This is a genomic window from uncultured Reyranella sp., assembly GCF_945957355.1.
Taxonomy (GTDB): Bacteria; Pseudomonadota; Alphaproteobacteria; order Reyranellales; family Reyranellaceae; genus Reyranella.
In genome coordinates this window covers 59,373-73,166 of sequence record NZ_CAMFKM010000011.1, presented here as the reverse complement: position 1 = coordinate 73,166, position 13,794 = coordinate 59,373, and the positions used below count along the sequence as shown (strand labels likewise).

At 64.2% G+C, this 13,794-nt stretch carries 17 protein-coding genes; 8 read left to right on the top strand and 9 right to left on the bottom strand.

The features are described from left to right. Positions 1 to 182 precede the first annotated feature (182 nt). Positions 183 to 359 carry a hypothetical protein gene (locus Q0Q48_RS18320; RefSeq protein ID WP_295140581.1) on the top strand — a complete coding sequence of 59 codons (177 nt, stop codon included), beginning with the start codon at positions 183 to 185 and terminating at the stop codon, positions 357 to 359. Positions 360 to 375: 16 nt separating this feature from the next. Here Q0Q48_RS18320 and Q0Q48_RS18315 read toward each other — a convergent pair whose 3' ends face one another. After that, positions 376 to 645 (bottom strand): hypothetical protein, encoded by a 270-nt coding sequence (locus Q0Q48_RS18315; RefSeq protein ID WP_295140578.1) that lies wholly within the window; start codon positions 643 to 645, stop codon positions 376 to 378. 270 nt (positions 646 to 915) lie between these two features. After that, entirely contained in the window at positions 916 to 1,683 is a 768-nt protein-coding gene (locus Q0Q48_RS18310) for an aldolase/citrate lyase family protein (RefSeq protein WP_295140575.1), read from the bottom strand. Between the two features lie 283 nt (positions 1,684 to 1,966). Between Q0Q48_RS18310 and Q0Q48_RS18305 the strand changes: the two genes are divergently transcribed. From Q0Q48_RS18305 to Q0Q48_RS18295, 3 genes are all read left to right on the top strand, one after another. Next, positions 1,967 to 2,413, top strand: a complete 447-nt coding sequence (locus Q0Q48_RS18305) for a thioesterase family protein (protein ID WP_295140573.1) — start codon at positions 1,967 to 1,969, stop codon at positions 2,411 to 2,413. Positions 2,414 to 2,517: 104 nt separating this feature from the next. Further along, complete coding sequence (locus Q0Q48_RS18300) at positions 2,518 to 3,489, top strand: hypothetical protein (protein WP_295140571.1); 972 nt, start codon at positions 2,518 to 2,520, stop codon at positions 3,487 to 3,489. Between the two features lie 80 nt (positions 3,490 to 3,569). Beyond that, the gene (locus tag Q0Q48_RS18295) at positions 3,570 to 4,148 is read left to right on the top strand and encodes a peroxidase-related enzyme (RefSeq protein ID WP_295140569.1); all 579 of its coding nucleotides are present in this window, start codon (positions 3,570 to 3,572) and stop codon (positions 4,146 to 4,148) included. Positions 4,149 to 4,163: 15 nt separating this feature from the next. On the opposite strand, the gene Q0Q48_RS18290 is transcribed toward Q0Q48_RS18295, so the two are convergent. Next, a complete protein-coding gene (locus Q0Q48_RS18290; protein ID WP_295140566.1) occupies positions 4,164 to 4,880 on the bottom strand; it encodes a sulfite exporter TauE/SafE family protein in 717 nt (238 codons plus the stop codon). A 157-nt stretch (positions 4,881 to 5,037) separates the two neighbouring features. On the opposite strand from Q0Q48_RS18290, the gene Q0Q48_RS18285 reads away from it, so the two are divergent. The 3 genes from Q0Q48_RS18285 (at position 5,038) to Q0Q48_RS18275 (ending at position 8,746) form a co-directional block, all read left to right on the top strand. Beyond that, positions 5,038 to 5,430, top strand: a complete 393-nt coding sequence (locus tag Q0Q48_RS18285; RefSeq protein ID WP_295140563.1) for a DUF2946 family protein — start codon at positions 5,038 to 5,040, stop codon at positions 5,428 to 5,430. Between the two features lie 315 nt (positions 5,431 to 5,745). Beyond that, positions 5,746 to 7,872: a TonB-dependent siderophore receptor gene (locus tag Q0Q48_RS18280; RefSeq protein ID WP_295140560.1), complete on the top strand. Its 2,127-nt coding sequence runs from the start codon at positions 5,746 to 5,748 to the stop codon at positions 7,870 to 7,872. A gap of 13 nt (positions 7,873 to 7,885) precedes the next feature. Further along, entirely contained in the window at positions 7,886 to 8,746 is an 861-nt protein-coding gene (locus Q0Q48_RS18275) for a DJ-1/PfpI family protein (RefSeq protein ID WP_295140557.1), read from the top strand. Between the two features lie 24 nt (positions 8,747 to 8,770). Here the strand turns inward: Q0Q48_RS18275 and Q0Q48_RS18270 are convergent, their stop codons facing one another. Both Q0Q48_RS18270 and Q0Q48_RS18265 read right to left on the bottom strand, forming a co-directional pair. Further along, the gene (locus tag Q0Q48_RS18270; protein WP_295140554.1) at positions 8,771 to 9,445 is read right to left on the bottom strand and encodes a nitroreductase; all 675 of its coding nucleotides are present in this window, start codon (positions 9,443 to 9,445) and stop codon (positions 8,771 to 8,773) included. A 123-nt stretch (positions 9,446 to 9,568) separates the two neighbouring features. Continuing rightward, positions 9,569 to 9,934 carry a hypothetical protein gene (locus Q0Q48_RS18265; protein WP_295140551.1) on the bottom strand — a complete coding sequence of 122 codons (366 nt, stop codon included), beginning with the start codon at positions 9,932 to 9,934 and terminating at the stop codon, positions 9,569 to 9,571. A 326-nt stretch (positions 9,935 to 10,260) separates the two neighbouring features. Here Q0Q48_RS18265 and Q0Q48_RS18260 point away from each other — a divergent pair, with 326 nt between their 5' ends. Continuing rightward, a complete protein-coding gene (locus tag Q0Q48_RS18260) occupies positions 10,261 to 11,070 on the top strand; it encodes a M48 family metalloprotease (RefSeq protein WP_295140548.1) in 810 nt (269 codons plus the stop codon). A gap of 6 nt (positions 11,071 to 11,076) precedes the next feature. Here the strand turns inward: Q0Q48_RS18260 and Q0Q48_RS18255 are convergent, their stop codons facing one another. From Q0Q48_RS18255 to Q0Q48_RS18240, 4 genes are all read right to left on the bottom strand, one after another. Next, complete coding sequence (locus Q0Q48_RS18255; RefSeq protein ID WP_295140545.1) at positions 11,077 to 11,325, bottom strand: hypothetical protein; 249 nt, start codon at positions 11,323 to 11,325, stop codon at positions 11,077 to 11,079. Positions 11,326 to 11,469: 144 nt separating this feature from the next. Then, on the bottom strand, positions 11,470 to 11,988 hold the full coding sequence (locus Q0Q48_RS18250) for a hypothetical protein (RefSeq protein ID WP_295140542.1): 519 nt from the start codon (positions 11,986 to 11,988) through the stop codon (positions 11,470 to 11,472). Positions 11,989 to 12,079: 91 nt separating this feature from the next. After that, positions 12,080 to 12,523 (bottom strand): Hsp20 family protein, encoded by a 444-nt coding sequence (locus tag Q0Q48_RS18245; RefSeq protein WP_295140540.1) that lies wholly within the window; start codon positions 12,521 to 12,523, stop codon positions 12,080 to 12,082. A 164-nt stretch (positions 12,524 to 12,687) separates the two neighbouring features. Further along, complete coding sequence (locus Q0Q48_RS18240) at positions 12,688 to 13,518, bottom strand: FecR family protein (protein WP_295140537.1); 831 nt, start codon at positions 13,516 to 13,518, stop codon at positions 12,688 to 12,690. Positions 13,519 to 13,794: the final 276 nt, after the last annotated feature.

Below are 13,794 nucleotides of genomic sequence, written 5' to 3'. Positions count from 1 at the left end.
GGCAGCAAATTCTGAACGGGACGCTGGAACTATGCAAATTCCTCACGGATATTTGTTCACGAATGCCCACATTCCCGTTGGAAATTGCATTCGACTTTCGGCGGTGCTGGCTGTCTTGGGCTCGATGCAACGGAACATGCTGACGCGCGTAGTTCGTCAGGTGACAGGTCCGGAGGGAAGCCATGGCCAGGGAAATCGCAATCACCGGCATCGAAGGGTCGCTTCGGGTCAATGACGATGGCGAACTGGTCTATACGAAATCGGATCTGCAGACAGAGGTGCTGAAGCCAGGCCAAGCGATCGAACGCTGGCCCGCAGCAGAAAGACAGATTCGTCAAGCACTCGATGCACTCGATTGACTTGAATGCGGACCGACTACGACAGTGACTTGAGACCATCCGACGCGACACGCAACTCTGCCGCGAGAGCGGCTCGCTCTGTCTTCAGTTCGTCGTTGCGACGATTGAGGTAGGCACGGCGGCGACGGATCACGCCTTGCCGCCCGGGCTCGACCGTGGCGTCGAGCTCGGCCTTGAGTTCTGCGCTTTCCCCCGCGAGACGCTCGAGTTCGGCCTTTATTTCGAGAGTTCTCTCGGTGCAGTAATATTTGGAAAGCTGCAAGCTTCGTGTGCGCTCATCTGCCATTTCCACCCCTCTGCCCCATATCGAAACTTACGCTATCTCGACCGGCTGGCGTTACCGTAGACAACGGCGATTGCTCTCGCCACCCCCTATCCTGAGCAGGCACCACTTTTTGGCGAATAATCTGTGTTTATTCCCGCGAAATCCTATATAATTGCATCGTAGATGGCGCATCCGTCACGAATTCTGTCCCTCGCCACAATTGAGCAAGGGCAGAGCTTTAGCGTGACTGTGGCACCATCATCGGCTGCTACAGTCACGCCTGCGTTTGCGTCAGGCTGACTTGGCCTTCAGTTCCTCGAGCTGCTGGCGCGCACCCGCGATCATGCAGGAGAGATCGGCGGTGAGCATCACCATGTCGAAGCCACGCTTCACGGCGCCCGCCGCGAAGGGGGCCGCGGCGCAATGCATCACGCACTTTATGCCGGCCTTGTGCGCCGCATCACGGATCTTGTCGCAGGTCGCGATGTGGAGCGGATCGGGATTGTCGCCACGTGGCGGCAGGCCGAGCGCAAACGAAAGATCGGCCGGACCGATATAGACGGCATCGAGGCCCGGCGTCGCGCAGATGGCTTCAAGGTTAGCGATGCCTTCCTTGGTCTCGATCATCGCCATGACGATGATTTCGTCATTGGCATTGGCGACGTAGTCGGCACCACCATAGTGTACGGCGCGCACCGGACCGGACGAGCGCATGCCCACCGGCGGATAGCGGCAGGCAGCCACCGCCTTGGCCGCCTCCTCGGCGTTGTTCACCAGCGGCACGATGATGCCGTAGGCGCCGAGATCGAGCGCCTTCATGATGGCGGCCGGCTCGTTCCAGGCGACGCGCACGACGGGAACGGTGTCGGTCTGGGAGATCGCCTGAAGCATCGGCGCCACGTCCTTCATCTCCGACAGGCCGTGCTGCAGGTCGACGCACAGCGCGTCGAAGCCCTGCCGGGCCATGACCTCAGCAGTGAAGGTGTTTGGCACCGAGAGCCAGCCCAGTGTCGCGCACTTCCCCGCTGCCCAAATCTCCTTGATCTTGTTCTTTCGCATGGCCGGACCTTTCATTCGTCCAAAGAGTCTCGAGAGAGGCGGAATTGGGCACGATCCGGTGCGCTGCATCAAGGGTCGAAAATCGCTGCGCGATCACCGCCGTAATCGCGATCCGCGTAGGGTCCCGCTGCCGGGAAGTCGGTGAGCGGTGCATGCTGCGAATGCACAACAGCCCGGCGTGGATCGCGCGTTATCTCCGCACCACCGGGGGCACATTTTCCTTCGTTGCAACGAGCGTGAGGTCGCCTGTAGATGACGCCCGTCATTGGGCGGGGAGATCGTGATGACGAGCGCGAAGGCGGCGAAGGACGAGCGGCGCAGGGATTACAAGTGGTGGATGCCGGTGGCGAGCCGGTGGTCAGACTGCGATGCCTACGGCCACGTCAACAATGCCGTCTACTATAATTGGTTCGACACGGCGCTCACCACGCTCGCCATCGAGCGGGGCATCCTGCGGGCGCCGGGCCAGACCTCGATCGGACTGTGCATTGCCAGCGGCTGCGAATTCCTTGCGCCGGTCGACTTTCCCGCGACGGTGGACGTCGGGATCCGCCTCGGCCGCATCGGCAACAGCTCTCTACGCTACGAACTCGCGATCTTCATCCCGGCCAGCGAGACGCCTGCGGCCGTCGGCCATTTCGTCCATGTCTATGTCGACGCCGCCACCCGCAGGAGCGTATCGCTCGCCGAGTCGCAGAAGGCCGCAGTAGCGGACCTGCTGGCGGCGTAAAGTCCGGCCGGGGAGACACCTGACAAATGAAGGCGACACGTGCAAATGCGTTGAATTGTCAGGTGGACATCGCCTAGCCTGCTGCCGCGAAACTTGGGGGATGCATGCGTTGGCTTCTGGTTTGTCTGGGATTGGGAGCAGTCCTGACGGGCTGCGCGAGCGCCCAACTCAACTACAACACCGCAGATCTCGCCTCGTCCCTCGGTTCGCTGCAGAAGCGGCAGATATTTTACAACCTGGCGCAGTCCCTCGATGACCCGGATTTCGTACCCTCTCAGGTGACAATTTCGATTGGTACCGCCCAGACAGCCAACGCGGTCAATCCGAACCTCAGCCTTCCCCTGGGCTCGAGTTATGCCACTGCAGCCAGAATCACCGAAGGGGGAAGGAACGCGGGCAATCAGTTTACGGGAACGCTCACGACGGCCGCCCCCGCGCTCGGCATTCAACTCGTCGATTCGTGGAACCAGAGCTGGACCATGGTTCCTGCCAATGGATCCAATCAGCTCAGGCGTCTCCGCGCGCTCTATCAATATGCGACCGGTTCCTTCGCGCATCACGAGCCGGGCCGAGAGATCAGCGAGGACGAGGCGGAGAAATTTTTCCTCTGCGAGTATCCCTTGCAGGCATTGGCAGTACCGTCATCGCCTCCCGGCGATAACATCGCGTATCGCCTCGAAGGTTGCCCGGAAAATGGGCACGGCCCGCGTTCACGGTTGATGTATGCCGACCCGACCTTCACACAGGGCCCCAACTGCGTGATCTGCGTGGACGACCTGAAGTCGAAGTTCCCTCGCCTCTATGTCAATCCCCACCTGAAGTACCGGTTCATCCACAGCGACAAGGACAAGACGGCCGACATGGTCAAGGTCGGCGAGCACAACTTCACTTCATTCTATGTCTGCGCCTCCCGAAAGAGCGATTGCAGGCGTGTTCCCCAACAGGAGCCATTCGACGGGCGCAAGGCCTTCAGCGATTTCGTGCTGTTCGTCTACGAAGCCATGGCCGTGCCGGCCGGCGGTTCGGGGAGCGGCAAGTCTTCGGGAGGTGCCAACTTCGTCTATTCCGTGCGGTGATTCGGACGAACGTGCCACGGCGCACTCGCGCGTCGAGAGATCACCATATCGCCCTTCACAGTCTTCGGGAGAACACGCCCATGTCCACCAAGAATCTTACCGTCAGCCGCTTCCCCGTCCCCGCCCTGGCCGATATGCCCGCCGACATCCGCGAGCGCATCGAGAAGGTGCAGGAAAAGTCCGGCTTCATCCCCAATGTGTTCCTCGTCCTCGCCCATCGGCCGGAGGAATTCCGCGCCTTCTTCGCTTATCACGATGCGCTGATGGACAAGCCCGGCAACCTCAGCAAGGCCGAGCGAGAAATGATCGTCGTGGCGACCTCGAATCTCAACCAGTGCCAGTATTGCGTCATCGCGCACGGTGCGATCCTGCGCATTCGCGCCAAGGATCCGCTGATCGCCGACCAGATCGCCATCAACTACCGCAAGGCCGACATCTCGCCACGCCAGAAGGCCATGCTCGACTTCGCCGTGAAGGTAAGCCAATCCGCGCATCTCGTGGGCGACGACGACATGCAGACGCTGAAGGAGCACGGTTTCGACGAGGAAGATGTCTGGGACATCGCCGCCATCGCCGCCTTCTTCGGCCTTTCGAACCGTATGGCCAACGTCACCAGCATGCGCCCGAACCCCGAGTTCTATGCGATGGGGCGCGGCTGAGGGCGAAGCCCGCCCTCACCTCGCCGCGAGCCGCAGGCCGGCAACGGCGATGACGGCCGCCAGAACGAAACGCACCATGCGCTCCGAGACGTGGAGGATCGCGGCACTGCCTACGGCTGCGCCCAGGAGGGCGACACAGGCGAAGAGCGGAAGGCCGGGTGCGAACTGCTGGCCGGCCAGCAGAGTGCCCGCCAGCCCCGTCAACGAATTGCCGAGGATGAACGGCGCCGACAGGCCGGCGGCTTGCTTGGGCCGGGCCCAGCCGAGCACGATCAGTGCGGGCGCGATGAAGACGCCGCCGCCGATGCCGGAGAGTCCGGAGAGAAAGCCGGCCGCCGTCCCGATGGCTACCAGGCCCGCCCGCGAGGCGGCGATGCCCGGCAGGAGAGCGGTGGCAGGCCTCGCGACCATCAGCGAAGCCGCCGCGAGCAGCAGAGCGCCGGTGACGGACGCATAAAGTCCCGACGGCAGGGCGATCACGCCGCCGACGAACGCGGCGGCAAGTGCAGGGACGGCCAAGGGCATCAACATGCGCCAGTCGATCAGCCCGGCCGCCTGGAGCCGCCAGCTCGAATAGGACGCGGCAACGACGTTCATGGCGAGCGCCGTCGGTCGAAGCTGGTCGACCGGCACTCCAGCCACGGCCATGACCGCAAGGAAGCCCGTCCCGCCAGCCTGGCCGACCGTGGCGTAGACGACCGAAATGACGAACAGAGCCAGCGCAACGAGCATGGTCCGTAGTCTATGACCAGTCCGCTGCCTTGTCCGCTCGTAGCGACCGGCGGTGGGGATGCCCGCGGCGAAAATGCTCCGCGTCCTGGCCGTGCCCTTCGCAGCGTGTATCAAAATGTCCATTGTAAGGATCGGTTGCATCGTCATAATTATGCCAATGTCTGCTCGGCTGCTCCCGTCCCAGATGCGCGCCTTCGTGCTGGTGACGGCGCTGTTTGCCGTGACGTTGGCAATCCTGCAGCCGCTGGCGCACGCGGTCATGCTCCGTACGGGCGGACCGGACGCGGTGGCAGCCCTATGGGGTGCGCTTTGCCAATCCACATCGGACAGCGAGGCGGATCAGGGATCGGGCCCGTCCTCTGCGAAGGTCCACGACTGCTGCTTCGGCCTCGCCCATGCGCCGATACTGCTGAGCCCGTCGGTTGCAGCCGTCCTCGTCGATCAGGTTCCGGCTTCGGATCCAGTCCCGTCTCGACTTCATGACCCGACGACCGGCGCCATCCGCGACGGTCCACAACAGCCTCGCGCCCCGCCGCTTCCGAACGACTGACAATTCATCGTGCAACGCGCGCGTCCGTGACGCGCGCGATGCCCTGCGTCAGCCAATCAAGGAAGCAATAAATGTTCTCGATTCCCTGGGCGACTTCCGTCGCCTTTGCGGGCCTGTCTTTCGTGCCTGCACTCGCTCTACCTCCAGCCTCTGCTGTCCTCTCCAACGGGGCCGGAGGCACTCATGCACTTTAAGCACATCACAGCGGACTTTTGCGTGAAGTCCGGCGCCGCCAGGCTTCTACTCGGTTCTGGCCTGGCACTTCTGACCATGCCGGCGTTCGGTCAGACCACCGGCCAGCCCTCTCCTGCTTCCGTGGAATTCCCTCCGGTTGTCGTCCAGGGAACAGGCGTGCCGGTGGAGAATACGACAGCCGGTCCGGTCCAGGGATTCCGGGCGCTCACGGCGAAGTCTTCCACCAGGACCTCCACGCCCATCGAGCAGCTGCCCCAGAACATCAACGTCATCACACGTTCCCTGATCGACAGCCAGCTCTCGATAACACTCAGCGATGCAGTCAGGAACGCCAGCAACGTGCAGCCCGTCGACACACGGATGATCGGCAACGTCGAGCAGACACCGGTGAAGATCAGGGGGTTCGGCGCGGAACTCTGGACCGACGGCTTTGCCGGCAACCTGTTCATCGCGGGCGACCGCGACGGTCTGGTGAATGTCGAGCGGGTCGAGGTCCTGAAGGGTCCCAGCGCGGTCGTCTATGGCGGCGGCGCCGGCGCGCCGGTCGGCGGCGTGCTCAACGTCGTCTCGAAGATGCCGACCGACACGGCGAAGTATCAGTTCGGCACGACCTTCGGCAGCTACTGGTACGCCAATCCCTACATCGACGTGAACCAGCCCCTGAACGAGGAGAAGACGGTGCTCTTTCGCCTCACCTCCGAGTACACCGGGGCCGCCAGTTTCATCGACGTCTTGAATTCCCGCCGCTTCAGCGTCAATCCGACGCTCACACTAACCAACCGCGTTGACACGACCCTGACGCTCCAGGGTTTTGTGTCGCAGGCCTACCAACAGGCATATCCCGGCCTGCCGGTCAGCGGCACGGTCACCGGCGCCTATACCGTCGACCGAAGCCTGTACTTCGGCGATCCCAACATCATGCCGAGCTACTCGAAGGTGTATGGCGTGACCGGAACGCTGGACCATCGCATCGACGATGTCTGGTCGGTCAACGTCAAGGCGCGGTGGAGCCGGTCGGAGATGCAGCAGAACTCCCAAAGCGCCTTCCTCGATGCCACAGGCACCGGGGGCACGCCGCTGTTTCCGCCATCGACATTCGACGTCAACAACATCGAGGTGTACGACCAGCAGCAGGAGTTCAGTATCAACCCGACGGTGCAGGCGAAGTTCTCGACGGAGTCGACCAAGAATACGCTGCTGATCGGTGGCGATTTCAGCCGCGTCACCGACTGGGGTTTCATGAACGTCGACACCAACGGCAACTTCTGTTTTCTCATCGGGTTCGGCTGCACGCCCTCCCTCGTGAACCTGCAGAATCCGTCGTTCACGACACCCTATACCTTCCCTGTGCCGGGACGCGGGGAAGGTGTTTCGTTCTTCAACTTCAACAACACGTACCTGACGACGGGCTTCTATACGCAGCTGCAGTCGACGATCAACGAGCGCTTCCATGTGCTCGCCGGGGCCCGCGTGGCGTCGATCGACATCACCTACAATGAGTTCGCCACCGGCGCGATGGTGACGCGCGTGACCCAAGCGACCCGGCTGCTTCCCCGCGCCGGCGTCGTCGTCGATCTGATCAAGGGGTTGTCGCTGTACGGCAGCTACTCCCAGGGAATGAAGTGGGTGCCGTTCTCGCAGACATTCGCCCAGCCGGCGCCCGAGTTTTCCACGCAGTACGAGGCCGGTGTGAAACTCAACATCAACGATACCTTCACCGGGACCATGGCGCTCTTCCAGATCGAGCGCACGAACGTACCGGTCCGGCTGACCGCCGTGTCCGGCATTCTCACCCAGCAGACATCGCGCGGCTTCGAAGCCGACTTCCTCTACCAGCCCAATCGCAACTGGAGCGTGCTGGCGAGTTACGGCTACACGAGTGCCTTCTTCGCCGATCCCGCCGGAGCCGGCATCCCGGCGGGCTACCGGCTGCCCTTCGTTCCCGAACATTCTGGCCGCTTCTGGCTGAACTACCAGTTCGACGAGAGCGTGGCGCCGGGGTTCAGCCTGGGCGCCGGCATCTACGCGGCTTCCAACCAATATGTAGATGCGACCAATCTCTGGCAGACCGCCGGCTACTATACGATCGATGCGAAGATCGGATACGAGACCGAGAAGATCAGGGCCGTCGTTTCGGCCAAGAACCTGACGAACAACCAGTACTTCGTGCCGTACAGCTGGCTCGGCGGACAGGTCGCACCGGGCGCGCCGCTGTCGGTCTATGGCCAGCTGGCGTTCAAATTCTGACGGGAGCGCCACCATGTCCCTTACACGACGTCAATTCTCCGCCGCGGCCGCCACGGCCGCGGCCGTCGCGCATTCAACCCGGGATGCGGTAGCCCAGCCGGCCGGAGGCGAGGCTCCCTCCGCCGGCGCCGCACCGGACGTACCGGTGCATGACATGTCCTCCATGCCTGCGCATTGGATGGGAGCGGAGCAGATCGCGTTCCTGATCTATCCGCAGTTCACCGCGCTCGACATGGTCGGCCCGCATCACATGCTGACAGGCTTGATGGGGGCGACGGTTCATCTGGTGGCGAAGACCCGGGACCCGGTGCGGAGCGACACCGGCCTCGTGATCGTGCCGTCCCTGACACTCGACGAGTGTCCCCGGGATCTCGACCTCATCTGCGTACCCGGAGGTACGCGCGGCACGCTCGCGGCCATGGAAGACGATGAGACGATGCGCTTCCTGAAGGATCGCGGCAGCCGCGCGAAGCACGTCACGTCGGTATGCACCGGTTCGCTGCTTCTCGGCGCGGCGGGGTTGCTCGCCGGCTACAGGGCGACATCTCACTGGGCCACGAGATCGCTGCTGCCGATCTTCGGCGCCACGCCCGTCGATGGCAGGGTCGTCGACGATCGCAACAGGATCACGGGGGGCGGCGTGACGGCGGGAATCGATTTCGGCCTGGCCCTCGTCGGTCGCCTCCGGGACCGCCTGTATGCGGAAAGCGTTCAGCTCATTGCCGAATACGACCCCAAGCCTCCCTACTCGGCGGGTTCGCCGGCGCAGGCGCCGGCCGGGGTGAGGACCCTAGTCGATGGCATGTTCACCGACTTCGTCACTCAAGCCGGAAACGTCGGCCGCGCGGCCTTCGCCAAATTTGGGCGGACGTGATCGCAGCCGTGCCAATGGTCAATCTCAGTCGAACCCGACATAGCGCACGAACTGCTCCGTGGGCGTCCGCTCGGAGCGGACGGCGTTGGCGGCGAAGGATTGGTCGGGATAGCCCAGGGCGATGCAGGTCATGATCGCCTCGTCGTCGGGGATGTTCGCCACCTCGCGCACGATGTCGGACCGGGCAATGCCCTGCCCGTTCACCACGGCGCCGATGCCGCGATCCCACGCAGCCAGCACGATGCCGTAGCACAGCGCCCCGAGATCGAAGTGGCAGGTGGCGCCGGGATCGAGCACGCGGTCGTACGTGAGCACCAGAGAGACCGGCGCATCGAACTGGCGGAAGCCGCGCATCACCCAGTCCTGGCGCATTGCCTTGTCGTCGCGCGCGATGCCCATGGCGGCGAACAGCTGCTTGGCGATATCGACCTGACGCTGGCGATGGGCACCCTCGTAGGGGCCGTGGGTGAAGATGTCCCGCTTCGAGGGCTTGCCCGCCGCCATTTCCTCCATGTTGCGCCGGCGCACTTCGTCGAGCGGCGCGCCGGTGAGGACATGGACATGCCACGGCTGGCTGTTCATCGACGACGGCGCACGCTTGGCGTCCTCGATGACCTCGGCGATCACCGACTTCGAGATCGCCTTCTTCGCGAAGCCGCGGGTGCTGCGACGGCTATGTACCAGTTCCCGGAAGTCCATGTTTCCCCATACCCTGTGCTGGAAACAGGATAACAGGTGCTTCCTATCCGGGAACCCAGGCTGCGCCGCGGGTTCCGTATGCCGGGTGCCTGCACGAATAGGCGGGTTCGAGCGGAATTTGAGCTAGGCGGCGGCCTGTAAGCGGCGGGACGGCATGGCCTGGGCGATCTTCAGCTCGCGGGTGAGTTCGGGAATCGTCAGCATTCCCGGCCGCAGCAGCAGGCGGGCGACGCCGGAATTGCGGCGGTTTTCCTCGGGCCACAGGGCGCGCCGCGCCAGCGAGCGGGAATCGTCGTACTTGCTGGCACGCAGGGCGATGATCGACGCCGCGAGGCAGCGCTGTTCCCATTCGCCGAACGTGCCAACGCCACGACCCAGTGCGGCGAGAATCGTGGTGATGGCCGAAACAGCCATCTTCTTCTTGTCTTCGGAAGACAGGCCCTCAGACGAGAGGGCGAGCGATTTGCGGAGCGATTCGATATCGGACATCGACGGGTTATACTCATTCGAGCGCGTCTGTGAAGTGCGACGACTCGCCGTCGATGATGGCAGAAGAATGCCGCACGGGTGCCATGTCCTCCCACAACTTGACGCTGGACGAACTTTTCCGCCAGGGACGCCTCTTCCGGCCGCCTTCAGCGCCATCGAGACGCTTGCCCCCGCCGCGATGTCTTTTGCCCGCGTCCACTCCGGCTCCGCGCGGAACGGCAACGCGAATCCCGCTCGAATGAATTCATGGCCCGTTGACTCGTGCACATACCCGTGGGTAGCGTCCTTATCGGGGCTGCAACCTCTAGCAGCGTTGGGGGAAGCGAATGAAAAGGCGATCGTTTCTGGCGTTTGGGGGCGCCTGCGCGCTGTGCGGCTGCGCGGGCGCGGTGCATCAGCTACCGCAGGTCAGTGACAGCCATCTCAGCCTCGCTCAGAGCGAAGTGCAGGGCGCCGGCGGCCCGCCCCAGCGTCGGGTGCTGACGGACGAACAGGTGGACGAAATCATGCGCTCCGCCCTCGCCCGCATCCGGCCACCGGCCGACCGGATGTGCCGCGAGATGAACGTCGGCGTATGCGACTGGCGCATCATGGGGTCGGCGAACCGCTCGATGAACGCCGGTGCGGGCGCCAACGGCCTGATTTTCGTCAATCGCGGCGTGGTCGAATACGCCTCGAACGAGGAGGAAGTCTGCCTCGTGTTTGCACACGAGATCGGCCACCAGGCGGCAAATCACATCGCCACCAGCCAGCGCAACCAGATGACGGGTGCGCTGATCGGCGCGATCCTGCTGGGCGCGGCCGGCGCGGCTGCGTCCTATCGCAGCCCCTACGCTGGCCAGATAACGCGCTCGGCGATGGATACCGGCGCCAACCTCGGCGGCGCGGTCGGCCGCATCTCCTTCTCCAAGGAGCAGGAACGCGAAGCCGACTACCTCGCCGCGGTGATCCTGTTTCGCTCTGACGTCGACCTCGACAAGGCACGCGGCATGCTGGTCACCCTCGCCCGCTCGACGGGACGCCGTGACACCGGCATGCTCGACACCCATCCCGCCGGCCCCGACCGCCTCGCGAGCTGGGACCGCGCCGTTGCAGAGATACGCGCGTCGAAGGGTGCCTTGCCGGCGCGGGCATAGCAGGCCTCAGGCGTTTTCCTCGTCTTCATCACTCCCGGCGCCCCGAATCGCAATCGCGTCGGCGAAGCGCTTCGCGACGGCGGGAAGCCCGGCCTCCTCGGCGGCCCGCAATCCCTCGCGGTTGGCGTCGAGGCGTGCGAAATCTTCCGGCGCTGCGGCAGCCAGGGCCCGCTGGATGAGGTCGATGGCCTCAGCGTACTTCTTTTGTCCGCGCAGGGCGGCAGACACCCTGATGGCATCTTCCAGACTACTCATGAGTTCCTCCCGCCGCCCGCGTCAACGGCGGCCGGCCGGCGAAGTTGCCATCCACCCGTCACATCGAACGGCCGCAAGCCGCTGAGGGCGAGCGGGACGAGGCCACGGGGGAGTCTGCCGCTTCTCCGTCGCGGCGGGTCGACGCTAGAGCTGCGGGAAAAGCCGCGGCCCGCGCGTGTACGGAATCACGATGGCCCCCTGGCTTCCGTTGACCATCTGATCAACCGTCTCCACCAGGGCGGCCGGCGATACCGGCTTGGTGATCACCGGGCGCAGAGCCAGTTCGTGCGGCAGGCGGGTCGCGTCGTCGGCGATGACGGCGAATGGCACCTGCTCCGCGGCCAGCCAGTCGGCGACCGCGAAGGGAGCGCTGCGCCGCGAGTCGACGTCGATCACCGCCGCATCGAGGCGCCCGCTCTTTACGAGACGCTCCACTTCGCTCTGGCTTCCGGCCGGGCCGACGATCCGGTAACCGGCATCCATCAAGTGCCCCTGCATTTCGAGCGCCAACAAAGGCTGGTCCTCAACGATCAGGATGCGGCCACGTGGGGGCCGGTCGATCGTTCCGGCATATCCGTGAGGGGGCAAAACTTCAGGCGTGCCCGGTAGGGCGTCCGGATCTGAAGACCATTCAGGCCGGTAGGCTGCCGACCTTGCGATCATGACGAACCTCCTAAATGTTGTGGAATTGACGGAAGGGAAGCGCCCGCCGCGAGGTCGGCGAACGCTCCTCTCCCCCTGTCGGACGCCGCCCTTACTGCTTCGAAAGGCGTGGTATGCCCGACTCAATCCGGATGGCGCGGGCCTTCTTCTCTTCCGGAATCTCGCGCTTCAGCTCGATCGTCAGAAGGCCGTTCGCCAGGCCGGCCCCGACCACCTTCACGTGGTCCGCGAGCTGGAAGCGGCGCTCGAACTCCCGCGCGGCGATACCGCGATAGAGATACTCCTTCTCCTCTGCACCCGGCTGTGCCTTTCCAGTCACGAGGAGCTCCTCCTCCTTCTGGGTGATGCTGAGCTCGGCCTCGGAGAATCCCGCCACCGCCATGACGATACGGTAGGTATCGTCGCCGGCCTTCTCGATGTTGTACGGGGGATAACCCTGAGAGCCTTGGCTGACCGCGGTGTCGAGCATATGGAACACCCGGTCGAAGCCAACCGTATCACGATAGAACGGCGAAAAATCGAAAGTCGTACGCATGTTCATCCTCCACTCCTGAGCGATGGGTTTGCGAAGCGGTCCCCCGAGGGGCGACCGGCAGACGATCTAGGTTCGGCCCGACAGCCTTCAAGCCGTCGCCCGCAGATTTTTTTGCGGGGCGGGCTCGCCTGCACTCCCGCCGGGCGGAGTGGAAAGACCGGCGATCAGGGTGCCGAGACGACGATGAATCCGGAGACGGGGTGCACCTGCGCACCGAACGGCCCTACCACCGCGCGCAGCGACGCCACCGGATCGCGCAGGTCGTAGAAGCCGGCGAAGCGCTGACGCAGCAGATTGCCGTCGGTCACAACGATCCAGCCGCCATGGTAGCGGCGCAGCTGGTCGATCGCCTCGCCCACCGTCGTCCCACTGGCGTTCAGCCTGTGGCGCCGCCAGGCTCCCGCCTCGTCAGGGGCGACCGGGCCCTGTTCGATCGTTCCGTCAGCCCGGGCCACGAGCTGCTCGCCGGCCTGCAACCGCCGCAGCACGGGTTCCATGACGGCCTGTTCCGTTTCCAGGGGGGGCATCTTGACCTCGACCGAGCCGCTCTCGACCGCAACGGTGACGGCCTCGTCGGCGAGCCGGACGTTGAACGCCGTGCCCGTGACGACGACCGACACGCCGCCGGCCTTCACCGTGAAAGGGCGTGCGTCACCGGACTTCACGTTGAAGAACGCTTCTCCCGAGCGAAGCTTCACCAGCCGGCTCGTCTCGCTGAATTTCACGTCGAGGGCGCTGGCGGCTCCCAGCTCCACCAGCGATCCGTCCGGCAGGTCGACGTTGCGATGCTCGGCGGTCGTCGTGACATGATCCACGCCCAGATTCTTCACGAGTGCAGGCGCATAGAAGGAAAGCGCCAGCACCGCGAGCAGCGATACGCCCACCAACATCCAGCGCCATCGGCGGGCAGGTCGCGACGGATCGTGCGACAGGCGCTTCCGCACCTTCGCTTGCCGAATGAGGTCCCTGTCCGGCGTATCTGTCGTCATCTTCATTCATCCACGCCGGCATCGATATCGGGCCATGTCCCACCATGGACGACCGCCGGGCAACGTTCCCTCTCTTACCTTATGCCACGATCAGGCGCCGGTCGACGCCTGCACTTCTCCCTGTTCGCGTCCCATGCCAGCAGTGCGGCCGGCCGTCACACCTTCGTGCCGTCTCCTGCGGCGCTCACCCCGGCGGACCGCGCATTCCTGCATGGATGGAGATTCCATCGCAGCCTGTTTCGACGCGGCGGAATGCACTAGTCTTGCCCTACGAGGACCAGG